Source organism: Listeria rocourtiae FSL F6-920, assembly GCF_000525975.1.
In the GTDB taxonomy this organism is placed as follows: domain Bacteria; phylum Bacillota; class Bacilli; order Lactobacillales; family Listeriaceae; genus Listeria_A; species Listeria_A rocourtiae.
Window position 1 is genome coordinate 1 of sequence record NZ_AODK01000017.1, and the last position, 25,296, is coordinate 25,296.

17 protein-coding genes are annotated in these 25,296 nt (G+C 40.5%); 6 read left to right on the plus strand and 11 right to left on the minus strand.

Annotation, left to right across the window (positions count from 1 at the left end; all coding sequences use genetic code 11):
* The first annotated feature begins 88 nt into the window (after positions 1-88).
* Entirely contained in the window at positions 89-6,883 is a 6,795-nt protein-coding gene (locus PROCOU_RS06575) for an immunoglobulin-like domain-containing protein (protein ID WP_036070712.1), read from the plus strand.
* Positions 6,884-6,932: 49 nt separating this feature from the next.
* Here PROCOU_RS06575 and PROCOU_RS06580 read toward each other — a convergent pair whose 3' ends face one another.
* From PROCOU_RS06580 to PROCOU_RS06610, 7 genes are all read right to left on the minus strand, one after another.
* Positions 6,933-7,559, minus strand: coding sequence for an NAD(P)H-binding protein (locus PROCOU_RS06580; RefSeq protein WP_036070715.1), 627 nt, complete (start codon positions 7,557-7,559; stop codon positions 6,933-6,935).
* Positions 7,560-7,969: 410 nt separating this feature from the next.
* Positions 7,970-11,857 carry an immunoglobulin-like domain-containing protein gene (locus PROCOU_RS06585; RefSeq protein ID WP_036070718.1) on the minus strand — a complete coding sequence of 1,296 codons (3,888 nt, stop codon included), beginning with the start codon at positions 11,855-11,857 and terminating at the stop codon, positions 7,970-7,972.
* Between the two features lie 253 nt (positions 11,858-12,110).
* A complete protein-coding gene (locus tag PROCOU_RS06590) occupies positions 12,111-12,779 on the minus strand; it encodes a sugar transferase (RefSeq protein WP_036070721.1) in 669 nt (222 codons plus the stop codon).
* A gap of 14 nt (positions 12,780-12,793) precedes the next feature.
* The gene (locus PROCOU_RS06595) at positions 12,794-14,068 is read right to left on the minus strand and encodes a nucleotide sugar dehydrogenase (protein ID WP_036070724.1); all 1,275 of its coding nucleotides are present in this window, start codon (positions 14,066-14,068) and stop codon (positions 12,794-12,796) included.
* Between the two features lie 20 nt (positions 14,069-14,088).
* Complete coding sequence (locus tag PROCOU_RS06600) at positions 14,089-14,547, minus strand: DUF4352 domain-containing protein (RefSeq protein WP_036070726.1); 459 nt, start codon at positions 14,545-14,547, stop codon at positions 14,089-14,091.
* Positions 14,548-14,823: 276 nt separating this feature from the next.
* Entirely contained in the window at positions 14,824-15,360 is a 537-nt protein-coding gene (locus PROCOU_RS06605; RefSeq protein WP_036070727.1) for a DUF2812 domain-containing protein, read from the minus strand.
* On the minus strand, positions 15,341-15,676 hold the full coding sequence (locus tag PROCOU_RS06610) for a PadR family transcriptional regulator (RefSeq protein ID WP_036070728.1): 336 nt from the start codon (positions 15,674-15,676) through the stop codon (positions 15,341-15,343). The genes PROCOU_RS06605 and PROCOU_RS06610 overlap by 20 nt, the downstream gene beginning before the upstream one ends.
* Positions 15,677-15,826: 150 nt before the next feature.
* Here PROCOU_RS06610 and PROCOU_RS06615 point away from each other — a divergent pair, with 150 nt between their 5' ends.
* The 4 genes from PROCOU_RS06615 to PROCOU_RS06630 all read left to right on the plus strand — a co-directional run bounded on the left by PROCOU_RS06615 (position 15,827) and on the right by PROCOU_RS06630 (position 18,307).
* The gene (locus tag PROCOU_RS06615; RefSeq protein ID WP_036070729.1) at positions 15,827-16,093 is read left to right on the plus strand and encodes a hypothetical protein; all 267 of its coding nucleotides are present in this window, start codon (positions 15,827-15,829) and stop codon (positions 16,091-16,093) included.
* A complete protein-coding gene (locus PROCOU_RS06620; protein WP_051994249.1) occupies positions 16,053-16,691 on the plus strand; it encodes an ABC transporter substrate-binding protein in 639 nt (212 codons plus the stop codon). The genes PROCOU_RS06615 and PROCOU_RS06620 overlap by 41 nt, the downstream gene beginning before the upstream one ends.
* 104 nt (positions 16,692-16,795) lie before the next feature.
* Positions 16,796-17,785 (plus strand): FecCD family ABC transporter permease, encoded by a 990-nt coding sequence (locus PROCOU_RS06625; RefSeq protein ID WP_036070730.1) that lies wholly within the window; start codon positions 16,796-16,798, stop codon positions 17,783-17,785.
* A gap of 27 nt (positions 17,786-17,812) precedes the next feature.
* On the plus strand, positions 17,813-18,307 hold the full coding sequence (locus tag PROCOU_RS06630; RefSeq protein ID WP_036070731.1) for a HugZ family pyridoxamine 5'-phosphate oxidase: 495 nt from the start codon (positions 17,813-17,815) through the stop codon (positions 18,305-18,307).
* 44 nt (positions 18,308-18,351) lie between these two features.
* On the opposite strand, the gene PROCOU_RS06635 is transcribed toward PROCOU_RS06630, so the two are convergent.
* Together PROCOU_RS06635 and PROCOU_RS17720 are read right to left on the minus strand one after the other, a co-directional pair.
* Positions 18,352-19,161 carry a WxLIP family cell surface protein gene (locus tag PROCOU_RS06635; protein ID WP_149023625.1) on the minus strand — a complete coding sequence of 270 codons (810 nt, stop codon included), beginning with the start codon at positions 19,159-19,161 and terminating at the stop codon, positions 18,352-18,354.
* Between the two features lie 7 nt (positions 19,162-19,168).
* Positions 19,169-19,321: a hypothetical protein gene (locus PROCOU_RS17720; protein ID WP_159101192.1), complete on the minus strand. Its 153-nt coding sequence runs from the start codon at positions 19,319-19,321 to the stop codon at positions 19,169-19,171.
* An 860-nt stretch (positions 19,322-20,181) separates the two neighbouring features.
* On the opposite strand from PROCOU_RS17720, the gene PROCOU_RS06640 reads away from it, so the two are divergent.
* On the plus strand, positions 20,182-21,522 hold the full coding sequence (locus PROCOU_RS06640; RefSeq protein ID WP_077913356.1) for a nucleoside deaminase: 1,341 nt from the start codon (positions 20,182-20,184) through the stop codon (positions 21,520-21,522).
* Between the two features lie 69 nt (positions 21,523-21,591).
* On the opposite strand, the gene PROCOU_RS06645 is transcribed toward PROCOU_RS06640, so the two are convergent.
* Both PROCOU_RS06645 and PROCOU_RS06650 read right to left on the minus strand, forming a co-directional pair.
* Positions 21,592-22,440 carry an aldo/keto reductase gene (locus tag PROCOU_RS06645; protein ID WP_036070733.1) on the minus strand — a complete coding sequence of 283 codons (849 nt, stop codon included), beginning with the start codon at positions 22,438-22,440 and terminating at the stop codon, positions 21,592-21,594.
* A 269-nt stretch (positions 22,441-22,709) separates the two neighbouring features.
* A complete protein-coding gene (locus PROCOU_RS06650) occupies positions 22,710-25,016 on the minus strand; it encodes a glycosyl hydrolase family 18 protein (protein WP_036070742.1) in 2,307 nt (768 codons plus the stop codon).
* Positions 25,017-25,296 lie beyond the last annotated feature (280 nt).

A 25,296-nucleotide genomic window follows, 5' to 3' on the forward strand; every position in this document is an offset into this window, starting at 1 on the left:
AAAAAATATGTAAACTATTCTAGCTAAAACAAGGAGGATATAACTGCCGATCATAGAGAATGATGCATAAGTAGTTATAAATTTAAACATGAAAAGAAAGAAAAATATTGGATTAAAAGTTTTATCAATGGCAATGATTGTATCATTAATGGTACCTAGTTCGATTGGAAACATCGGATCATTCGCCGAAAGCCAGCCGACGACACAATCTACAAATACTGCAAATGAAAACCAAACATTTTCCTTTGCCAAAGCATTTCCTATTCAGAAAAGCACAGATGACGCAGAGGTAACAAGTAGCACAGTAAATTTAACAAGTACTGGTCTTGATTTACAAATAGCAGGTACAACACAGGCGACTTATTTACGATTTACCGATGTAAACCTACCAACAGATGCAAAGATTTCGAAAGCATACATTTCATTTACAACCCGCGATGCCTCCTCGGCAACACAATCTACCACAATCAATGTGACCGGAGAACTCGGCTCACAAGCAGATTTTACAAGTACCGTCGCCTCTTTTACAAACCGGACTTTCACAAACACCTCGATGTCTATGACGACTCCCACTGTTACTACAAATACCATTTTCAATACAAATGATGTTTCACCAATTATGAAAGAAATGCGCGCAAATACTGCGGATATAAAAAACTATGTATTCAAAGTAACCGGTAGCGGTCTAGGTTCTTTTGTTATGCGCTCATTCGATTCTAGTGCAGCAATGGCGCCAAAACTTATGGTTGAGTACACGTCGCCATCTGGTGAATTTAATACAAAAATCGGTGCAACATCTGATGACGCAGAAGAATCCGGTACAGCAAAGACAATCGCCTTAAACAACGAAATGAAAATCGGTGGCTACACAGCTACTGCGCTAACACCAGCAAACAAAAATCTTTCTGCGTTCCGTTTTGCGAATGTAGACTTGCCGGAAAATGCAAAAATTGACGATGCTTATCTAGAATTCACAACTAAAGCAACCGTCATAAATAAGACTTCCAACATGGTTATTTCAGCCGAACTAGGTAATCCTGCAACGTATACAAGCACAGCTGGAAACATCAGTGGCCGTAATTACACAGCATCCACGGTGAAATATGAACAACCTTCTTTCGCAACAGCTAAACAAGTCATTCGAACACCTAATCTAAAACGTATTATCGACGAAACCCGCCTAATGGGATGGCAAAATGGGAACTCGCTTGCTTTTAAAGTCGATGGTGATAATTATATTGGAAGTATTTATCAAGGTGGAACCGCCGATACATCCTTACAGCCAAAATTAGTTATTAAATATACGTACAGTGAAAATGACGCAATTGGTTCAGATGTTGTAATAGATCCTGCAAAAATGAAAAACTTATTTATTAACGAAGTCGCAAGTATGGGTACAGACGTGCAAAATAGTGGCTGGATTGAGATTTACAACAACAATGATACACCTGTATTTTTTAAAAATGGTGTTTTTCTATCTGATGAAGCTGCTAATTTAGGCAAGTCAGAGCTGAAAAATCTCTATATACCAGCAAAAGGCTACCGCGTTGTGAAGGCGAATGGGACACAAGATAACGCTTCTGTTAATTTCACACTAGGAGACCGCGACACAACACTCTACCTAACTACACAATACGGTGGTAGCTTTCACACACAAGATAGTTTTGCCGTAAAAAAAATGGAATTTGATGAAACTTTAGGCCGTTTTAACGATGCTGACAGTCATCTTGTTTCTTACCAAACAGGTACGTACGAGAGCTCGAACAATGATGCTACTCCAATCGTAACGATTACACCTAGTCAAAAAACTGGTGTGTACAAATCAGCTTTCAACTTGACTCTAAACACAGATAGTATCAACACAATCAAATATACCACAGATGGCTCTATACCAAGTGAAACAAACGGAAAAACTTATACAGGCCCAATCACGGTTGATAAGAACGTAACACTAAAAGCATATGCCTATAATTCTAAACAAAATAGCGGCGTACAAACATATATCTACTCGATTCGTGATGACGCAGAACAGATTCCTTTAGCAACTAAAGAATACAGTGTCAAATCAGGATCTGATGACGTAATGGTTGGCCCTACTACTATCAATTCGACAAGTACAACACTGAATTTACACGGCCTCCTAAATGCTATACCACAATCCACATTTGTTCGTTTTGCAGATGTTTCTATCCCAGCTGATGCCGTGATTACAAAAGCTTATCTAACGTTCTCAACATCAACAGCTTCAAGCACACCAACGAATTTATCAGTTGCTGGGGAAGTTGGAAACGGTGATGCTTTCGCAGCGACAGTAGCATCTTTTACAGATCGCACATTGACAAATACAGTCGTTAAATCAACCACACCTGCAAAAGTAGCTGTTAATGATTTTGTGAATACAGGGGATTTAACAGAAGTTATCAATGAAATGCGCGATGAAGACACAGAGTTGAAAGACCTCGTTTTCAAAGTGGATGGAGACAAAACCGGCTCTTACATTGCTCGCTCTTATGAAGGAGGCGCGGCAACAGCTCCAAAATTAGTATTAGAATATTACTCTGCTAGCGGTGATTCACGTGCTCAAGTGGCGACAGTTAACGATGACGCAGAAGAGTACGGTACAGCAAAAGCAATAAATCTCAATGCTAACCTAAGAATCGGTGGGTACTACACAGCTACTCTTACTCCTGTTTACAAAGACATCTCTGCATTCCGTTTCAATAATGTCACACTTCCAGATTCTGCGGAAATTGAAGATGCCTATTTGGAATTCACAACATCGGCAGCAAATACAGCAAAAGTAAGCTCCAACATGGAGATTCGTACCGAACTCGGTGGTAATCCTGAAATCTACAATAGTACGGCCGGAAACATCACTTCACGTCCCTACAGTAATTTAGTCGTGAAGTACAATCAACCAGCATTCACAGCAGCCAACCAAATTGTTCGCACAACTAACTTAAAAGATCTTATCAATGAAAACCGCTTCAACGGCTGGAAAAATGGCCAATCTATGGCATTCCGCATCGATGGTGACAACTATATCGGTAGCGTCTACCAAGGCGGCGGTGCTAACTCAGCAAGACTTATCATTAAATACAAGAACAACGGCAAAGGGCCAAGTATCGAAGGCGCACTTGCAACACCAGACAAAATCAACAATGTCTACATCAACGAATTGTCATCAGAAGGTACAGCAAGCTCTAAAGACGCATGGGTTGAACTTTACAACGACAATGATGTACCAGTTGTTTTAGGAAAAGGTACGTACCTGACCGACAAAACAAAAACACTCGACAAATTCGAATTTTCAAACCTAGTGATTCCAGCAAAAGGATACCGTGTGTTGTATTCCGATAAAGCACCTGAACTAGGGAATAACCATCTAAGCTTCGAAATCGGCGGTAGCGGAGACGTTGTTTTATCCGCAAAAGTCGGTTCTGAATTTAAAACAGTAGACTCCATCAAGTATACGAAGCAAGCTTATAATCAAACATTCGGGCGCCAAACTGATGCAAGCAAAACATTAACACTTTTCAGCTCGGAAACATTTGGCACATCTAATAACAGCGGCCAAAGCAATTATGCCGTACAGTTTAACAAAGATCGTGGCATGTATGACAGTGGTTTTGATTTAACAATGACTTCTAAACCAGGCATCACACTGAAATACACGCTAGACGGCAGCGAGCCTAGCGCAACGAAAGGTACCACTTATACTGGTCCAATTACGATTAGCAAAACAACAGTAGTCAAAGTCTATGGTTACGATGCAACGGGGAACACAGGCGTACTTTCTAACACCTACGTTCTACGCGACAACTACAAAAACGAAGTTACATCAGGCTATCTATGGCAGTTCAAAACAAACATTACCAGCGATGAATACGCACAAGCCATCGATGATTTTCCAGTTGTTTCTGTGACCGGTGCCGTGGCAGACTTAGATGCTATTTCTTATAGCCCTGGAACATTCGAGTATTTAGATTCACACATGGGAGCTGGCGGAACTAACTACGTCAATTACTCTGGCGCTAAAAAGTTCGGTCAAGCAAGTGCAGGACAATTCAACTCCGGCGTCGCAGTGAAATTCCATCGTGATTACAACGCCAAAAAAGCAAAATACAACTTCTTTGACGCAACGCCTGGCGAAGCATTCCCAGTCGTAGGTAAATTCAGCAAGCTAGAATTGAAAGAAGGGCAAGACGGCCCACAAAGCGATGTCTACAACCTTGGCTACAATCGCTATGATGAGACTGTGACAGACACGTTAGCACAACGCATGGGTAAACTCTCTCTACACACAAAATACGTACACTACTACTACAACGGTAAGTACATGGGTGTTAAAACAATGCGTGAAGATTTTGGTCAAAACATGTTTGAAGAATACTTCGGCGACAGCGATGACGACTACACGAAAATCCGTTTCCAAGACGGCTACTTCATTCCTGGTATCGTAGAAGCAGGCGAAGGTGATGCAAACATTTTAACAAAAGTAAAAGCAGTTGCAACAGCGAAAAACTTCCAAGAATTTAAAAACTATGTTGATGTAGAAGACCTCATCAAGACACAAATTCTTTTCATGTTTATCGACACCGAACAAGAAGTTGACGCGGTCGTTTCCAATGATATTTTAAACGGTAATGGCATTAAGATGAAATTCAACATCAATGATACTGACGGCGCCTTCTACAATAACGGCGGTACCGGTACAAGCTCTTCTGTCTTCGTAGGTGGAGGCGGAACATATCGCTACAAATGGGCAGATGCTAACTCAAGAAAAGGTGCTGGCGTTCTATTCGGTAATTTTTCAGGTGATAGCATGACTGTTCCAACAGCTGGTAACCTAGAGTTCAAAACGCTCGTTAAAGATCAAGTTTTAAAACAAATCGGTCCAGCAAATGGTGATTTCGCGGGTGCAACAGACGCGCCATTATCCGTTGCAAACGTGAGACAGCTTATTTTAGAAAACCAACAGCAAATTGATGCAGCATACAAACTAGATGCAGCATTCATGGGTGCCAGAACAACTATTTACAAAGATTGGTTAGCCGCCCAAGTCAAAACACAAGCACAAGTTCCTGATCGCGTGAAATACAACCTAGAGATGTGGACAAAATACGGTATGGCGCATACACTACAAAGCGTTAACATCGTACCGAGCGGATCTGGTGTTGTATTACAAAATCCTAATGCCAACACCGATGTATACTACACGACAGACGGAACAGATCCAATGGGTGCAGACGGCATTGTATCAAACAAAGCAACAAAATATACAGCAGGAACAGTACTTCCAAAAACAACAAAACTTACTATCCGCGCATTCACAACAAACAACTGGGGCCCAATGGTTGATAATGGTGCATCAGCCGAACAAGCGCAAAAAGAAGAAACCGCAACAAAAGCTGTCCAAGCGCTATTCACCAACGATAATGTTACTTCTGGGACGATCAAAGCTGAAACGGATCAAAAAGCTATCGATGCAGCACAAAAAGCAGTAGACGCTGTTGCTGATTTAGCTACAAAATCAGTATTACAAACCAATTTAAACAAAGCAAAAGAATTACTAGCAAACAGAGGCAAAACATCTGGGACTATCACAACAAACGATTTTGTCATCGGAACCGATAGCTATGTCAAAGGCACATACACTGGCGATGTAGTGAAAATAGCCCTCGAAGTGAACGGTACAATGCAACAAATAATCAATGCAACAGGCTCTCCGTACCAGTATTACGCAAAAGGCAAAATCAATGCACCAACTGATCAAGTCAACATGATTGGCTATGATAAAGAGGGCAACGAATTACAAAAAACAAAGGTAAACGTACAAAAAGCAACAGCTGGACAACTAACGCTTAATCCATTCTATCTTGGCAAAGACAACTATATCACCGGACAATTTTCAGGCGATGTGGCAAAAATTAGCTTGACAGTAGGTGATATGGAAGGTACTAAAATTACTGTAACAACAACCGATTTCCAGTACTACGCGAATAAAGTCATCCGCAACTTGACAGACAACGCGAAGATGACAGCCTATGATAATAACGGCAAAGTCCTTGATACCAAGACTGTTACAATCGCAAAAGAAGCCGGCACAACCGGAGCTATTAATTCACTAGCACCATTTAAAATCGGTAAAGACAACTATGTAACAGGACAGTTTTCTGGGGATATAGCAAAAATTAGCTTAACAGTCAATAACGTTGAGGGCACAAAAATTAGTGTGTCACCAACAGACTTTAAGTACTATGCGAATAATGTGATTCGCAACATAAGCGACAACGTCAAACTAACCGCCTATGATAACGTTGGAAAAGTCTTAGACACTAAAACAGTCACTGTTCTAAACGGCATCAGCTTACCTGGAAGTATTGACACTATCGCACCATTCAAAGTCGGCAAAGATAGTTACGTAACTGGTACATTCACTGGTGATGTGGCGAAAGTTGAGTTACAAATTAACAAAGTAGCCTTACAACGCATTAACGTAACCGATGGCACAATTAAATACTATGCAAAAACAAACATCACAAAAGTTACGGATATCATCGAATTGGTTGGTTATAACACAGCCGGTGATATCGTTAGCACAAAAGTAGTTCCAGTAACATCTGCAAATGGCGGTGTGACAGTAAATCCCTTCCTAATTGGCACGGATGGCTATGTCAAAGGTCAATTTACAGGGGATGTAACACGAATTAGCTTGACTGTGAACAACGTGAAGCAGACTACTATCAATACTCCACCAACCGGACCAGATTTCCAGTATTACGCGAAACCATTGATTAAAAATCGGACAGATATTGTTACTTTAACTGGCTACGATTTATTAGGTGGCGAGATTCAAACGGTAACTGTACTAATTATTTAGAATACGCAAAAGCCTCAAAGATACAAAAATCTTTGAGGCTTTTTTGACTTCACTCAGTAGCAGAAATAATAACACCTGCTTTACTATAAAGTTCAGGTCGAAGCAATAAATAAACAAGACCAACCGCCAAACTATAAATACTAATCGGCCCGCCCTTCACCGTTTCATCCTCACCCTGCAGAATCACTTTTGCGACGCTGTTATCATATTTAAAGAAATGTGGCATCAACAGCGTATAATCAAGACCACTACCTTCAATAATCTGCGCTCCAAGCTTCTGATTTGCCACATACGTTCGCTCTGTCTCCTCGTCAAAACCAAAAGTCTGAGCTAACGCTATATTTTCCGCCGTAACTTCATCTTGCTTAATTTGGAATTGTGTCGTCCAAAAAAGTCTTTTCACATCCAGTTTTTCCATTGTCTCCACCAATGGTTTCGCGAAAGCCTCCACATGAAACGGACCAAGCGTAGAAAAAACAACATCCTGACCACGAAGTGCCTCCTCTAGGTCTGCTGTGCTCGTTGCACCGCCAAAAATAACTTTCGTTGTCGAAGCTACCTCGATATTCGCTTTCTCTCGTCCAAACAATGTTAAATTGACGTTCGGCAGCGGTTCTAAAAGTTGATAAACCGCCTTTCCAAGATGTCCAAAAGCGCCTAAAATTACGATATTCATTTCATCTTCCTCCGTTCATTGTTGTTAGAGATGATTGGTGCTTTTTATCACATATATAGAAATAAAATTACTTAACTATTTGTAATAAATCCTATTCATAGCACTATATCTCTGTTTTATCTATAGTAAGCAATTTTTACCATTTTGTCAAAATAAGCTTGCTACTTAATTTAGAAACAGAACTATAAGTCTTCCTCGTCAGGTCATAGCTCTGCGTATCATATGGATTAGCCGTTCACGTTGTTCACGCTTATATTGGGCTGTAACTCTTTTTATTCGAACAGCCGGGGGGTGGTTTACATGCTCGCTCCGCTCTCATGTATATTGGGGCTGTAACTCTTTTTATTCGAACAGCCCCAACAAAGAGCGGCAACCCTGTAAAAATCGGGTCACCGCTCAACTCTAAATTATTATTTTGCTACTACTGTTACTGTTTTCGTGTCTAATACGTTACCGTCTTTATCTAATGCTTTAATAGTAACTGTATCTGTTGTGGACTTGATTTTGTCATAAGCGTAGAATTTGAATTCGCCGTCTGTAAATGTGCCGCCTTTATATGCTGTTTCGCCAACTGTTACTTGTACCGATTTCACATCGCCTGAATATGTTCCTGTGATGTTTTTATCTGTTCCAAATGTGAATGTGTTCGGGTTAACAAGGCCTGAGATTGGTTTTGCTGGTGCTACAAGTTTCACTGTTTTCGTGTCTAATAGTTTGCCAGCTTTGTCGAAAGCTTTCATTGTTACTTGGCTAGACGCGCTTGTGATTTTGTCGAAAGCGTAGAACTTGAATTCGCCATCTACAAACGTACCGCCTTTATACTCTGTACCGTCTACTGTAACTACGACATAGTGTACGTCATCTGTATATGTTCCTGTGATGTTTTTGTCGCCTGGTACTAACATGTCGTTCACTGTAATGCTACCTTTGGTTACAACTGGTACGCCTGTTACTACTTTCAATGTTTTCGTGTCTAGTAGTTTACCAACTGAGTCGTAGGCGTGGATGGTTACAACGTCTGTTGCGTTCTTGATTTTGTCAAAAGCATAGAATGTGAAGGCTCCGTTTGCTACTGTTCCACCTTTATACACTTTATCGCCAACTGTTACGGTTACTTTTGTTACATCTTCCGTATACGTTCCTGTGATATTTTTGTCAGACGCTAAGTTGTATGTTGCTGGTGTGATTTTACCTGCTGTTACGACGACGAATTTCACTTTTGTTCTTTCTAGTTCTTTGCCGTACTTGTCGTATGCTACTGCGAATACTGCATCTGTTTTCTTGATGTTTTTGTCGTTTGCGTAGAAGGTGAATGTTCCGTCTGCTTTGACTGATCCGCCAGTGTACTCTTTGTCATTCACTAGTAGAGAGATTTTCGCTACGCTTCCTGTGAATGTTCCTGTAACATACTTGTCGCCACCGATTAGGAAGTCTGCTGGTGTGATTGTTCCAACTGTTGATGAACGCATGTTTAATAGTTCTTGAGCGCGATCTAGATCTCGTTGTAATTGTGCTTTCACTGCTGGATCTGTTACTGTATCGATTATTTTTTGTGCTGCATCAATAGAAGGTTGAATTGTTGGGTCTTTGATTTCGTTTGATGCTGGTGTATCGTTCGTGAACAACTCGTTTACCGCTTTTTGAGCTGCTTCTTGACGTGCTTTTTCTGCATTACGTGCATCTAGTAATTCTTGCGCACGATCTAGATCTTTTTGTAGTTCTGCTTTTACTGTTGGATCTGTTACTGCGTCTACTAATTTTTGCGCTGCATCAATGGCTTCTTGTGTTGTCGAACCTTTGATTGCATCTGTTGATGGTTTATTGCTGTTAAACAATTCGTTTACTGCTTTTTGGGCTGCTTCTTGGCGTGCTTTTTCTGCTGCCTCTGCTGCATTACGTGCATCTAGTAATTCTTGCGCACGGTCTAAATCTTTTTGTAGTTCTGCTTTTACTGCCTCATCTGTTACTACGTTTATTAATTTTTGTGCTGCGTTGATAGAAGCTTGTGTTGTTGTATCTTTGATTGTGTCTGTTGATGGCTTGTCGCTAGTAAATAGCTCATCTACTGCTTTTCTCGCTGCTTCTTGGCGCTCTTGCTCTGATGATGCTGCTGCGTTACGTGCATCTAGTAATTCTTGAGCGCGGTCTAAATCTTTTTGTAGTTCTGCTTTTACTGTTGGATCTGTTACTGCGTCTACTAGTTTTTGCGCGGCATCAATGGCTGCTTGGTTCGTGATGTCTTTGATTGCGTCTGTTGATGGTTTGTCGCTGTTGAATAGCTCATTGACTGCTTTTAGTGCTGCTTCTTGACGTGCTTTTTCTGCTGCTAATTCTGCGTTACGTGCATCTAATAATTCTTGGGCACGATCTAAGTCTTTTTGTAATTGTGCTTTTACTGTTGGATCTGTTACTGCGTCTACTAATTTTTGCGCTGCATCAATGGCTGCTTGGTTCGTGATGTCTTTGATTGCGTCTGTTGATGGTTTGTCGCTGTTGAATAGTTCATTGACTGCTTTTAGCGCTGCTTCTTGACGTGCTTTTTCTGCCGCATTTGCTGCGTTACGTTCGTTCAACAATTCTTGCGCACGATCTAAGTCTTTTTGTAGTGCTGCTTTTACTGTTGGATCAACTACTAGGTCAATTAATCCTTGTGCGTCGTCAATAGATGCTTGTGTTGTTGTATCTTTGATTTTATCAGTTGATGGTTGATCGCTCGTGAATAATTCGTTTACTGCTTTTTGTGCTGCTGCTTGACGTTCTTTATCTGTGCTTACTGCGTTACGTTCATTTAAAAGTTCTTGAGCGCGATCTAAATCTTTTTGCAATGCTGTTTTTTCAACTGTATCTGTTACTACATCGATTAATTTTTGTGCTGCATCAATTTTTGCTTGTGTTGTTGTATCTTTGATTGTATCTGTTGCTGGATCGTTGTTAGTGAAAAGTTCGCTTACTGCTTTTTGTGCGATTTCAACTGTTCCTGTTGTTGTAATACGTTTTGCGTCTGCTAATACGAATTTCGTTTGGATATCACCAGTAGATGAAAGTGCGCCTACTTGAACGATTCCAGCTTGAGCAGATGCTTGAATAACTTGGAATGTAGCTTCTTGCCACGCTAGGTTTGGTGTTTCTGTTTTGTTTGTTGGATTAAACACACCGATTTCTGCTAAGTTCTTGAAGTTAATTGTTGTTTTACCATAAGCTGAGAACACGCGGTTAGCACCAGTTCCGTTTGCATTTAGGTCTAATTTACGTGGGTCATTGATGTTGATTACTGCATTTGCAGCTGTTGTGCGGATAATATGCGCTGCTGCGTTTGATGTCGCTGGTTGTTGCGCTACTAAACTTGCATTTGGATTTATAGTAAGAGTCTGCCCTACTAGCATTAATGATGCAGCTGAAATGTCTGTACGATTAATTGTTGTTGTAGAGCTCGTATCAAATGTTATGTTAGCCATTGCATATGGGAACATTTCACGAAGCGTATTAAGATTAAACGTTGCGTTTTTACCTACGATAAAGTTTGCTGTATTTGCTGGAGCATACAGAAGTTCTCCACCGTTTGCTGCGATATCTACTTTTGCACCATCTTTAATGATGAAATATGGATTAGTTCCGTATAGGGCAAAAGCATATGTTCCTGTTGTGTTATGCTCACCGATAAATTCACCGTCAATTGTAACGCTGTTTGCTTGAACCAGTTCATTTAGTGTTCCTAAATTGTCAACGCCTTGTCCGTTTACAATTTTGTTTTTCCCTGAAAAATTAACTGCTCCATTGATATTGTAAACAAATTGAGGTCCGATGTAATCGATATTTTCAAAGTTCTGTACTACACCTTTGACACCATCATATACTGTAAACGGTGAGTAGTAATGTGTGCCACGAATTGTTAAGTTTTTGATATTCATTGTTTTCATCGCTGAGCCAGTGTAAGCGAAAATTGTTTGGTCTGCTCCATTTATAGCTACTTTACTCTCTGTCAAAGTATGACCGTTACCATTGATTGTTAGTTCTGTCTTCTTATTGTTAATTTGAATTCCTGCTGTCATCGTAATATCTGCTGTTAATTCGATATTTGTAATGCCATTATCTTGTGAAATAATTTGTTTCAATGTCGCGAAATCGCCTACTCGTGTTGGTGCTTCTGTTGTTCCAATTTCGGAACCTTCAGCTGCTGCACTTGTTGTTGGATAGACGGTTAACATTTGAGATAGAACTGTTACTGTTGCTAAGGTTGTGAAGAGTGCTTTCTTTACCTTTTTCGTAGGTACTACGTTAAATGGGATTTGCTTTTTCATGTTTTATAGTTCTCCTTTTGTTATAAGAGTCTGTCTTATAACTTGAATTTTGGGGTATTATTAAAAGATTTTATGAGGGATGTTATTTCGAGGAATAAATAATTGTTTACTGTTCTACTGGGTAGTTCGGCCTCACTTCACATTCTCCTCACCTCCTATTTGTTTGCCTACGTATACTTTACCAAACATTTTTTCAAAAACAGGGATTTTCCAGAAACTTGTTTTTAAAAATCAACTTTCTAGACAGCCGTTGTTACATACCATTGCCTTTGCTCGTAAATTCTTTGAAAGTGAGTAATAAAATCTTGATATTGAAAGTGATGGATCTTTTTTCAATGTATTGCAGATCAAGGGTAATCATTTCGCTAAAAGTCAGGTTGTTTCTGCCACTGACTTGCCACAAACCGGTACATCCGGGTGTTACGAGGAGACGTTTTTTATCGCGATTTGAATAGTTCGCGTATTCTGACGTCAAGGGGGGACGAGGTCCAACGAAGGACATATCGCCTTTTAAAATATTGATAAATTGGGGGAATTCGTCGAGACTCGTTTTGCGAATCCATTTGCCGACGCGGGTAATGCGGGGATCGTCTTTCATCTTAAACATGTGGCCGTCCATTTCATTTTGCGCCTGAAGCTTAGCCAGTTGCGCTTCTGCATCGACGTACATCGAGCGAAATTTATACATATAGAAGGTTTTGCCATCTTTGCCGACTCGCTTTTGTTTGAAGAAAATCGGAGCTTTCCAGTTTTCGAATTTGATGGTTGTGGCAATAGTAAGGAGGATAGGGAGGGAGATGATTAGAGCAAAGATAGCCGCGAAGACATCAAACAGCCGCCATACTTTGTCATGTAGTGGTTTTTCGTGGGATTTTCGGGTTGTGGTAGACCATTCTCGGAAGTTAAAATACGTTTTTTCCATTGGCATTCACGTCCTTAATTGAATTGGTATTGTGCTTTATCCTTGGTCATTTCATGCAGGTTACCATAATTTGCGTAGACAACTTGCTCGCCTACATTTTGAACCATGTTTTTCGTATCAAAAATCATTGGTGTGCGCATTTTATCTGTATATGCCGTTGGGATTGTGCGGAATTCATTGTGATCGCTCAAAACCACGATTAACGAGCTATCTTCACAAGCTTCTTCACCTGTCAGGGGTGCAGATATAACGTGTGGGTCAAAACTTTTGACATCGAAGCCTTCTTTAACGAGCATATCCTTGATTTCCATTGCTGGGCTTTCACGAATATCGTCAATGTTGCCTTTATACGTGAGTCCGAATAACGTCACTGTGTTGCCATCACGTTGTTCCATGATTTCCTTCACATTTTCCACGACATATTCTGGCATACTGTTGTTTACTTGACGCGCCGTTTGCATAAGTGGTGATTGTTCTGGGGCTGCTGCGATAACGAAGTATGGATCTACCGCTAAACAATGTCCACCAACGCCTGGCCCTGGCTGATGTAAGTTCACACGAGGATGCTTGTTCGCCATTTCGATAACACGTAAAGCGTCGATTTCGAGGTAATTACTGATTTTTGCGAGCTCATTTGCGAGTGCAATATTCACATCACGATACGTATTTTCCATCAATTTACTTAGCTCGGCTTCACCGGCCTGCGCTTTAATAATTTCACCTTCAACAAATTCACCATAAACCGCTGCGGCTTTTTCTGTACATTGTTCCGTAATTCCACCGATAATTCGCGGGTTGTGGACTAATTCATGCATGATATTCCCCGGCAAAACTCGCTCTGGGCAATGTGCTAGAAAGATATCTTGTCCGACTGTAAATCCTTGTTTTTCAATTAAAGGTTGCACGACATCAGCCATTGTTCTTGGTGCAATTGTTGACTCTACTATAATCGTGTCATTCTTCTTCAAAAATGGCGTTATGCTTGCTAGTGCCGATTCAACATACGCTGTATCACATGATTTGTACTCATCATTCTTGTTAGGCGTCGGGACAGCAATGATATAAGCATCTGCATTCACCGGTGTTGTACTTGCATGGAATTTATTCAAAGCTAGCGCTTCTTGCAAATCTGTTTCCAGTCCAGGTTCTTCAATATGAATGCGTCCAGCGTTTAAGTTATCCGTCATAACAGGAGATAAATCAACTCCGGTAACTGTATTCCCGTACTTTGCAAACAAAATCGCAGTTGGTAACCCAATGTATCCAAGTCCTACTACTGTAATCTTCATTTTTTTAAATTCCACCTTTCTTATTTTTCAGGAAGCGTTATCGTCCATGTTGCTTTTTGATCAGCCTTGCCATTTACTGGTTTATAGATAACCGTTACATCTTGTTCTCCTGCCGGTACTTCATAATAACCAGAACCTCGGAGCATTTTTCCTGCTGCGATTGCGTCACCGAAGTTATTAGCGTGCATCCCGTCAACTTCTCGCTTCTTACCGTCTTTTGTCTCGACAACAAAATCTCCAGCACCTACGCCTGCTTCATCTGAGCCAACGTTCGTAATTTCAAAATCGATTTTTGCAAGTTGCATTTTATCATTCTTACTATTTAAAGTTTCGACATGCGTCACTGTCATTTCTAAATCATTGGCCGTTCTCGTTTTTCCTATATCATCTGCACCAGCTGTAGTACCACATCCAGCGATAACTGCTACCAGCGTCAAGCTTAAAACAAATAATGCGATCCAGCTTTTACTTTTCTTCATAAAAATACTTCCTCTCCTATTTGTAATTTTTTGTTGTTGCGATTTAATATACTCATAGCTTACCATCCAAAAATACAAAAACAGGGATTTTCCAGAAAATTGATTTTGAATTTCAGTTTGCAAGACAGTGAGGTTTTTAGGTATATAAAAAGAAGCTACCGTCCTGTTTCCAAGATTAGCGCTTCTCTTCATTAATAGTATTATTAAATTTCTTATAAACCTATTTCCTACAGCAACTCGTATTGTCTCGGGCCTCGTATCTGATAAATGTCGCTTCTAACTTCTTAGTTTGATTTTCCGTGTCATTCTAATGTACATTTTTCCATATAGTACAATGAGTATCGCTGCTACAGTGAATATAAAAATACTCCCGATGATGTAAGTCGATGTAAACAAAGAAATTAATCCTAAAGCGATTAACATCAGCACCACAACCCCACCAAACCAGCTCCACCGCGAACGTATCGTTTTCCAAAGCGCTACCATAGAGTCATTATCTGTAAAAATGGCTTCTTTTGGTGCACCTTCCTTCACAGCTTTTCTAAAATACATCCACTTTCCATTCAAAATTGGATATGAGCAAACATGCTCCCACCCAGCATCCTCAAATAGTGTCAAATATTCCGCTTCATCCCCTGCATCTTCCTTATAATCAATACAATACGTATAGTCTCTCGGCTCAGATTGCTCAAAATGATAACGAAGTAAAGCGTACTTACTAAAGAACCACCCCTTACTTGCCATTTCTTCCAAAAAAGCTTCTTCTTTCTCAACATTATCCACCGTAATAAATTTAAATACCTTCTTCGTCATGTTGGTTTGCCTCCCTAGAATTCGTATATAACTCCACAATACGCGATTTTTCCATTTCAAGAACTTGTTTACCTAGCTCAGTAATTTGATAGATTTTCCGATTTTTTTCTTCTTGAATAATCGCGACTAATTGATCTTTTTTCATTTTTGATAGACTACCGTAAATCGTCCCTGGTCCTAAAACAATGCGGTTGTTCGTCATTTTTTTCACATTATCTGTAATGGCGTACCCGTGTCGTGGCTGAGTTAATGATAGCAAAATGTAAAAAGCTGTTTCTGTCATCGGGACGTACGTTTTTATTAGTTTTTCATCCATAAATATATCACACCTCGATGTATTTTATATTCATAATATATCACGACTCGATATAATTTACAAGCTTGCCAAACAAAATCAAATTTGGTATACTCCAATTAATTGATAATGATTATCAATATCAATTAAAATAAAAGGGGGATTCACAAAATGATCAAAAAAGTAGTATTTAGCTTATTAACCGTATCGGCTTTAGCGCTAGCTGGTTGTGGCACCGCGGACGAAACCACGAAAGCAGAAGTCAAGACATCTGGACATGGCGATACAACACCAGCAAAATCCAAGTCAGAAACAGCACAAATAAAAGAGCTCTCCGCACAATTTCCAGCTGAACCAGCAAAAAAAAGTTGTTGCCACTTCTGTTTCCGTAACCGAAATGCTGGATATAGTAAGTATCACGCCTGTTGGAATTCCTAGCACCACACATAAACTCCCAGACAATTTTACAGATATTCCAAAAATCGGTTCTGCCGTTGAACCCGATGTTGAAAAAATCGCGAGCTTAAACCCGGATTTAGTCCTAGGTTCTGAATCTATCAAAGACAGCATCGACAAAAAGATCAGTAATATCAATCTAAAAGGTGCGTACCTGCCTACAGATTCCTATCCCGACTTAAAAGTATCGCTAGAGGTTCTTGGCTCAGCATTTGATAAAGAGAAAAACGCCACTACATACCTCACAAAACTACAAAAAGACGAAGACAAGATTGTCAGCTCCATCCCTGATAAAAAGGCACCAACAGTCCTAATTTTATTCGGAACTGGTAGCTCATTCATGTTGATGAATGACACAACCTATGTGGGAAGCCTTGTAAAAACTGTGAAAGCCAAAAACGTCGTCACAGAAACGATGAAAACCAAAGAATCTTATGTACCACTAAATATGGAAGATGTCACAGCTGCAAATCCAGATGCCATTCTGCTCGTATCACACGGTGATCCAACTGCCGCCCTGACACAATTCAAAGCTGACGTAAAGAAAAATGGCGCTTGGGAGAAACTAAAACGCATTTAAAAATGACAAAGTTCAAGCACTTGATTACGATATTTTCGGCTATGCTTCACTGAACAATGCAACAACTGGTTTAGAACAACTGAAAGATACCCTTTACAAATAAAATGGAACAGCGCAGGCAAAAAAGCTGGATTCTCATTGGTATAACTGCTATCCTGCTTACCGTCTCGATGATTGTCTCGGTGGGCATCGGAAGTATTCATATCGCTCCAACAGAAAGTATCCGAACCCTGTTCGGCGAAGGTGCCGAGCTATCCCAGACAATTCTATGGAATTTGCGGATTCCGCGAGTTCTTGTCGCCGTCATCGTTGGCACAAATTTAGCTGTATCAGGCGCGTTTTTGCAAGCTGTGATGCGCAATCCGCTGGCGGATCCAGGTTTAACTGGAGTTTCTAGCGGAGCCGCCGTTACCGTTTTGGTTATCGTGCTCCTTTTTCCGAATTTCGGTAGTTTAGCACCACTTGCCGGTATGTTGGGAGGGCTTGTCGCAGTCGTTATTGTCTACGCACTAGCTTGGAAAAATGGCAAAATCTCGCCGATGCGTATTATTCTATCTGGAGTCGCTGTCAACGCTATTATGGGAGGAATCATCGGCCTGCTGTCGATTCTGTATAGCGACCGATTACCTGCTGTTGTTCAATGGATGAACGGAAGTCTTGCCGCGAAAGGAATGGGCGACGTTACATTACTTCTTCCCTATTCCGTCATCGGCTGGATTTTCGCAATTCTCTTCATCCGTAAAGCCAACATTTTGAGCCTCGGTGATGATATCGCGGTAAATCTCGGTGAAAAAATGAACCAAACACGCATCATACTATCAATTATCGCAGTATACTTAGCAGCGATTTCTGTATCAGTTGTTGGTTTGCTTGGCTTTGTCGGCCTCGTCGTACCACACATGGCACGTTTTCTAGTCGGCTCCAATTATTGGCGCCTCATTCCGATGAGTATGGTACTTGGCGCCTTCGTTTTACTCGTAGCAGACACGATTGGTCGCTCACTTTTTGCACCACTCGACATACCAGCAGGAATTATCATGGCTATCGTTGGCGCACCATATTTCCTTTATTTGATGCGCACAGGAGATGTTTAAATTTTAATATAGGAGGTTGGATAAATTATGGTAGCAACAATCAATATTGACAAAGTAAAATCGCGCTATGATGCATTTGTCACGAGCCGAAAAACTATTGTGATTAGCTCAAATGATGCGGATGGAAACCCGTTTATTAGTTATGCGCCTTTCATTAGACATGAAGGTAAACTCTACATCTATATCAGCGCCATCGCCGAGCATTACAATTTTATTGAGCAAAACAAAACGATTCAAATCATGATGCTTGCTGATGAACAAGGTACGAAAAACCTATTTGCGCGCGAACGGCTTTACTTCAAATGCACCGCCGAAAATATCGGGAATGATAATTTAGAAGCTATTTTTGAAAAAATGACAGCAATTCATGGCTCCCAGCTCATTCAATTACTACGCACCATTGACATGTCGATTTTCGAGCTGACACCATTAGACGGACGTTATGTCATTGGCTTTGGACAAGCATTTACAGTGGATTTTGCGACCGAGAAACTAGAACACATTGTAGTCGAAAAGAAATAATACTAAAAAGAATGAGTTTGGGACAAACTCATTCTTTTCTGATATCATTTACTCTTCCTTGTTTTTTGCCGATTCATTAAAAAGGCCCAACCAAGCATCAGAAGCACAACACCGCATCCGATATACCATAATGCAAAACTCTTCTCGATTCCAACTGCCCTACTGTTCAACTTTGTGGCTAAGTCCTTCTCTATTTCAAATTCTTCATTCCATTTCCAAATATTATGCTCCGAGGTTGCCACTATTTTCAGACGATATTTCCCAGCTTCAAATGCTTGATTTTTCCAACTAATCCCTAGGTCAAAATTAGAATTCGGAGCCATCCGTAACATATCTCGCTTTGTTCGATATAGAACTTCATCACTATCTTCCTTATAAATACGTGCCTCTACAACTAAATTTTGCAAAATCATAGGTTTAATATTCTGCAAATTAACTTTCAACACATTACGTTTGCTAATCTGGCTTGGTTTAACTCCATTCAGCTTCATATCAGGCTCTACCACAGTATCCTTCTCCGACAAAATCACGCCAATCACATAATCTCCTAGCCCGCCTTTTTCAGAAAAGTGAAGTCCTCCCAAAATCAGACCATCAAAAGGAACACTCGGCATCCGCAATTTCACTTTCATCTTTCTACTCCCATTTGCATGTAGCATGATTTCATCAGGCATTTCCGCAATTTCGGAAAAAGGGAATTGAAGCGTATTATCAAATTGTGGTGCCTTGTTACTATAATCCACAGTGCCGTAATCATTTGTGACTGCCGTATTAGCATGCATCTCAATCGTCATAGGACGCGCCAAATTATTGGTTAACAACACCTCTAACTCCTGCACTTGACTGGGCTTCATCCGCAACTCAAAATATTTTTTTTGATTTATCAATCTGATTATCCGGAATGAGCGCCGACACCGAAAAATCCGTTTCCACAGCTTTCGAGGGTTCTATATGTACGATAATGCCGCCAAATATAACGCCAATCATAATGACAGCCTCTATTATTTTTTTCATTTTTCTAACCTCCTCGAAAAAAAATAAGCAACACTGCTCATAATAAGTAGTGTTGCCTAAGGGAGTTACTGCGAAAATGTCAGCGCCATAGCTTATCACGAATTGCCATGCCAGCATCAATTTCATGTCGCTTTTTTCTTATTTAATCGATATTTCATATGGGGCCATGAGTGAGTTTGGGGGCTCTTTCATGTGTTTGTTGGAGAGGTGTTGCGAAGTTTTTGTTACGTAGTTATATCACTTAAATCTTGAAGTCAGGCGCAGATGAATTCAGATTGTACACTATAGGATTTATTCAGTCTTATTATATTTCACCGTGTTATATGGGATGGAGGGTAATGAAATATAAAGGACTGACTGATAGATCATCTAATTCCTGCTCACATTTCAATAATAGCATAGATGTAATTTTTTTCACCATTTATTGATAAAAAAATATTTATTTTCGTATAAAAAGACACATTTTAGTCACATTCACACTCATAATTCACCACAAATTATATAAACGTTCATTGACAAATATTAAAAAATGTGGTTATTTATTAATTTTATGTTTTTCTTGAATTTTCATCCATAAACCCTATACCCCTTCCTACAGAACAGCTTTAAAACTTTTTTATTTGTCATTTTCTTTAAAATACCCTCCCCCTTTTTATCTTTTTGATAAAAAGTGTTTTACATTTCATTCCAGACATGATACAATTCATTTGCGAAAACGCTTACTATTTGGAGAATGGAGTTAAAGATAAGCGCTTATCCACTCAAATTTGAATAACTATTCTTACAATCATTATTCTTTTTCGCAGGGAACGGAGCCAATTATGAGTTTGATCCTAAAAAATAAATAGGAGTGATTTTTAATGAAGTTTACATGGAAAAAAGGGGCAATTTTAGCTGCAGTATCTATTTTAACAGGTAGCGTTGTATTAGGGAATGCACTACACAATGAACTCGCAAATGCTGAACCTACAACAATTCATGGAGTACAAGAAGCTGTGCATGAAGCGGCGCATCAAGTACTTCACGCTTCTGATCAAGGGACTTTTAGCGTTGGTGGTGTGCTCATGGACACTAATGGGAATGTGCTTTATACAGAACACAATAATGTGGTCAAAAATAATTTAGTTTTCGATCCAACTGCTCACGGCGAGCGCCAAATGATTGACTGGTATTTTGAAAATAAACAGAGACTTAATTTACCTGCACCTAAAAATATTGTTTTGGTAACATCGCTTGACCCATGCCTCATGTGCACAGGTTCTATTTTGCAAGCTGGATTCTCGAATACCGTCGTGTCAGCCCTTGATACGTATGCCGGAATCAACTTCGACAAAACAGCATCATTCCCATCACTAAAAGGCACTAATATGCAAGCAGTTGCAAAAAATAGTATTTCTTATCCAGCTGTGCTAGGTTCTACTGCTAAGTTTTCGCGTGCAGCATCTGGCGCTCCGGTTTCACCTATTTTTGGGAACCAAACCACTATCGAGGATCAGACATACGCGCTGACATCCACAGCTTTTGAGGCAACGCTAGGAGCAGTTTCAGGTAGAATCAACAACGATTTGCCAGAAAATCAGCTTCTCAATCCCAAAACATTAGCGACGACGGATCCAATTTACAGAGCGTTAAAAGCCGCTTATCCACGTGCTCTAGACTACACAGCACCATCACCGAACAACCCAGATGAAGGCCTTGCGCCATATCTTATTGAAGCGGCACAGAAAGATATTGCAAATGGTGGAGACGGCAACGCAGTGGCACAACTCGATCGCTTCGGGAACTTGATTATGGTCACTGCGGGAAATACAGCAAAATCTGAAATCCAAACACCATTTATGCTGGCAACACGTGGATATGCACAACTCAGATATGATTTACAGCTAAAAGGTGTGCCGAATGCAATACGGTATTTAGGTCACCCTAAGTACGGCACATTCATTTATGCCAAAGGACTAGAAATTAATCCTAAAGGTGTAGCCGATTTCGGTGCTTTTGGTTCTACAATGGAAGGTTCGATTCCAGCAGACAGAACACAATTCCAGTATGGCGTGGAACGAGCAACACAAGCTGAATTGGATGCATTTGCAGACGGACTTCCGCCATTCTATAGTTCAGATACTTCTGTAAACGTTCATATTAAACAAACAGCAAATAAAGAATTGATTGCAGCACTTAAAGCGGGATTACCAACAAATTAATAATTGCGTTTGCTGAATAAAGGCACAGCATACTGATCATATCAAAACCGGTCAGTATGCTGCATTGATTTAATTCCACGTACGTGCCAAAAATTCCTTGCTATCAGGATTAGAGCCCGTGCGTTCATCCTTATTCAGCGCATCAATTTTGGTCATATCTTCATCCGTCAAGTCGAAATGAAATACGTCAATATTATTCTGAATTCGTTTCGGTGTCACTGATTTGGGAATAACCACTGAACCGTTATTCAAATGCCAACGCAAAATTACTTGCGCCACAGTCAATTCTCTCGCCTCTGCAATTGATATTAAAACGGGATGTTGCAACAGCTCCCCACCCTTAGCGAGCGGCGACCATGCTTCATGTACAATATCCTGACTCTCCAAATATGCTCGCAACGGCTTTTGCGACAACAATGGATGCATTTCAATCTGATCAATCACTGGCTTTTCATTTGCAGTCGTAAATAAGCTCTCCAAATGGTGCTGATGAAAATTACTCACACCAATCGATTGCACCAAACCTTCATTATATAAGCGCTCCATAGCCCGCCATGAATCTTTATAGCTTCCGACTGGCCAATGAATCAAATACAAATCTAGATAATCAAGCTGCAATTTTTTCAAAGATGCATCAAAAGCTCGCAATGTCTCATCATACCCATGATCTGCGTTCCAAAGCTTCGAAGTAATCGTCAAATCCTCTCGCGGAATTCCAACTTCACGAATTGCACGCCCAACAAACACCTCATTTTCATAAGCTTTCGCTGTATCAATCGCCCGATACCCAGCATCCACAGCCACCTGAATCGCATCGACCGCCTCATGCTCATCTTCCATCTTCCAAACGCCAAGCCCAACTAGCGGAATCCCCTGTCCATTATGAAAAACCTTCCTATCTGTAACCTTCAACTCCATATCAAAACCTCCCAAATAATCACTCTTATGTAAGTATATCCCTCCGAACGTCACATTCCAACTATTTCACCACAAAAAAGCAGGAGAGCCCTCTTCCTCTCCCCCACTTCTCTATTAACTCCCACCAAGATTACCCGCAAAACTAGGATCGGGATGACAAATGCTTAGTTGCTAGGCAAAGACGAGTACCGAAGCGGAGCGTACGACTGTACGTGAGCATCGGAGCGGAATCTTTAACGACGCAAATGAGCGTTTGTCGTCACGCGACGTTATGAGACTAGTTCCCAAGGACCCCATTGTTCTGCTCCCGGAACGTTGCCTTGTGTCCACCATTTCGCTTTATACGTATGACCATTATAAGTTACTTGGTCATTTTGGTTGTAAATTTTAGTTGCATCCCATGCTCCAGGTCCAACTGGTGGCGTTACAGTAGCAGCTTTTGTCGTTACAGAAAGCGTCGCACTTGATGACGAAACATTGCCTGCGACGTCGTATGCTTTTACAGTATACGTATAAGCTGTCGAAGCCGTAAGACCTGTATCTGTGTATGACGTTCCAGAAACGGTCGCAACCTCTGTACCATTACGATATACTTTATAACCTGCTACACCCACATTATCTGTTGAAGCCGTCCAGCTAAGCGGTACCGCTACATCAGTAACATTCGCAGTTGCTGTTGCCAAATTGGTTGGTGCTGTTGGCGCTACTGTGTCACTAGGATCAGGAACAACCGCTCCTCCACCAAAGATAACTTGTTTACCAAGCTCTGCTCCCGTCTTAGACATGCGTTGGGTCAATTCGATATTCGCAATATTGTTCACGTTTACAGACGTTAAATTGGATTTCAAACGGAATGTATACGTTGCACCTTGCGGGATTTCTTGACCATCATAAACGGACGCTAAATCAACAGTTGTAAAACCGTTAGCAGTTGCTACCGTTCCAGCTTTGTAATCCCCAGCTGTCAATGTTTCGCCTGCTTTTACAGGAATATAGAACTTCGGTAATTTTACTGTTTCCGCCGCAAATTCAGTGGCTTTCAACACTTCATTTGTTTCATTGGCAACTTCTTTGTTTTTGATTGTGATTTCATAACCGACACCATTTTCACTATATGGTGCCACAGTAGCTTCTACATTCAGATTTGAGTAAACAATGGTATTCGGTGCAATCGCTCCAGCACCCAACATCACTTGTTTCATCGTTTTGGTCAATTCATCGCGTTTTGTTGACGTGGTTGTCTTATCCTGTGATTGCATCCACGAAATCATTCCGCCCAAATTGTTATCTTTCACGTATTGTGCTTTTGCAGTGACGGAACGTACATTTTCAAAAGTATAGAATTCACCAGTTGTTTTGCTGTACAGATATGGCGCTTTTGCCACATCGTCCCAATATTCAACTAGCGTTGGCGATTTAGCTTTCAACGCGTCAATACTCTTATACGCCCAAACACCGCCTGCACGGCCGCCATCACCAGTTGCTAATGGTTTTTCATTCGGAGCGCCGTATGTTGCGCTTTGGTCTGCATCTTTATTATTTTTTGTAGCCGGCTGAAAAAGTCCCGGTTGTGTTGTGCTCGTACCGGCCTCGACTTTGTTCCAACCACGAGAGTAGAATGCTGCGCCGACAACAATTTTATCTGATGCGGCACCCTGACTTTTCAGATATTGCACAGTTTGATCTACAGAGAAACCAGAGCTGTAATTAGGATCTGCTGGGTTACCGTAAAGTGCTGTATGATGAGCACTATTCGGTGTCCAAGCACCATTCATATCATAGGTCATGATATTTGCAAAATCAACAACATTGAAAAGCTTCGCAACATCAACTCCGCTTGCAAGTAAACCTTGAGATGCAGGTAGAGCTACAGAAAGCTCATATTTTTTCTTCACATCCACGCCTTGCTTATCTAAGGCGGTACGCAAATCTTGAAGAAGCGTAATATAGTTTTGTTTATCTGCTGGTTTTGCGTTCGGAGTCCCCTCATCGTTCTTATTGTCCACTAAATCAGCAGCACGAACAGATGCTGGATATTCCCAATCTAAATCAACAAAATCCATATTTGTATATTTGATAAATTTCATAACATTGCTTACAAAATTAGCACGAGCTGTGGCGTTTTCTCCGATTGCAGAGAAGTCACCAGATTTAGACCAACCACCGATTGAAATACCTATTTTCATATTCGGGTTCTTGGCTCTTAAATCTTGAATTGCGTTTAAAATACCTGCATTTGCTCCACCCCATTGAACTCCATCTTGTCCAACTGGCGCACCAACTGCTGCATCTTTATCTGTGAATTTCAAGTTTCCGTTACTGTCGAAATCAAGAAAAGCAAAGTTTAGATGAGTCAATTGCTCTGCCGGTATGTCTTTCGGATAAAACTGACCTTCCCCACCCCAAATGGACCAATCTCCGTAGTACATCACATTTCTCAATTGTGATGATGTGGTTGCGGCTTTTGCCTTCACAGAAGAATTCCCTACACTACCTAGAACGGATGACGCAAATAACGAAACGACTAACAACAACACCGAGACTACACTTACAACCCTCTTTGTTACCTTTTTCATTTCTTCACCTCTTCATAATTTTTGCGTTCTACTTACGGTATGTCTACTTTCTCTGCAATTTCTAAACCCAGAATTTTAATATTCCCCCGTTAGATCCCCCTTTTATCGTGTACTAAATTCTGGACACTTATGTATTATGCAATTATTGTGCCAACCAAGAAAACGCTAACATAAAGGTTTGAAAGGATATATTTGTTACACACAGCACTTACACTATTTGGTTTTTATTTACACAGGTTGTATATTAATGCTAATTAAAAGACTCTAAAAGCATTATTTC

Excerpts from the sequence above, each read along its gene's own strand:
- PROCOU_RS06585 (WP_036070718.1), bottom strand. The coding sequence starts at position 11,857 with ATGAAAAAGCAAATCCCATTTAACGTAGTACCTACGAAAAAGGTAAAG.
- PROCOU_RS06590 (WP_036070721.1), bottom strand. The coding sequence starts at position 12,779 with ATGGAAAAAACGTATTTTAACTTCCGAGAATGGTCTACCACAACCCGA.
- PROCOU_RS06575 (WP_036070712.1), top strand. The coding sequence starts at position 89 with ATGAAAAGAAAGAAAAATATTGGATTAAAAGTTTTATCAATGGCAATG.
- PROCOU_RS06595 (WP_036070724.1), bottom strand. The coding sequence starts at position 14,068 with ATGAAGATTACAGTAGTAGGACTTGGATACATTGGGTTACCAACTGCG.
- PROCOU_RS06580 (WP_036070715.1), bottom strand. The coding sequence starts at position 7,559 with ATGAATATCGTAATTTTAGGCGCTTTTGGACATCTTGGAAAGGCGGTT.
- PROCOU_RS06620 (WP_051994249.1), top strand. The coding sequence starts at position 16,053 with ATGCTGGATATAGTAAGTATCACGCCTGTTGGAATTCCTAGCACCACA.
- PROCOU_RS17720 (WP_159101192.1), bottom strand. The coding sequence starts at position 19,321 with ATGAAAAAAATAATAGAGGCTGTCATTATGATTGGCGTTATATTTGGC.
- PROCOU_RS06600 (WP_036070726.1), bottom strand. The coding sequence starts at position 14,547 with ATGAAGAAAAGTAAAAGCTGGATCGCATTATTTGTTTTAAGCTTGACG.
- PROCOU_RS06615 (WP_036070729.1), top strand. The coding sequence starts at position 15,827 with ATGATCAAAAAAGTAGTATTTAGCTTATTAACCGTATCGGCTTTAGCG.
- PROCOU_RS06610 (WP_036070728.1), bottom strand. The coding sequence starts at position 15,676 with ATGGATGAAAAACTAATAAAAACGTACGTCCCGATGACAGAAACAGCT.
- PROCOU_RS06605 (WP_036070727.1), bottom strand. The coding sequence starts at position 15,360 with ATGACGAAGAAGGTATTTAAATTTATTACGGTGGATAATGTTGAGAAA.
- PROCOU_RS06630 (WP_036070731.1), top strand. The coding sequence starts at position 17,813 with ATGGTAGCAACAATCAATATTGACAAAGTAAAATCGCGCTATGATGCA.
- PROCOU_RS06640 (WP_077913356.1), top strand. The coding sequence starts at position 20,182 with ATGAAGTTTACATGGAAAAAAGGGGCAATTTTAGCTGCAGTATCTATT.
- PROCOU_RS06635 (WP_149023625.1), bottom strand. The coding sequence starts at position 19,161 with ATGAAGCCCAGTCAAGTGCAGGAGTTAGAGGTGTTGTTAACCAATAAT.
- PROCOU_RS06625 (WP_036070730.1), top strand. The coding sequence starts at position 16,796 with ATGGAACAGCGCAGGCAAAAAAGCTGGATTCTCATTGGTATAACTGCT.
- PROCOU_RS06645 (WP_036070733.1), bottom strand. The coding sequence starts at position 22,440 with ATGGAGTTGAAGGTTACAGATAGGAAGGTTTTTCATAATGGACAGGGG.
- PROCOU_RS06650 (WP_036070742.1), bottom strand. The coding sequence starts at position 25,016 with ATGAAAAAGGTAACAAAGAGGGTTGTAAGTGTAGTCTCGGTGTTGTTG.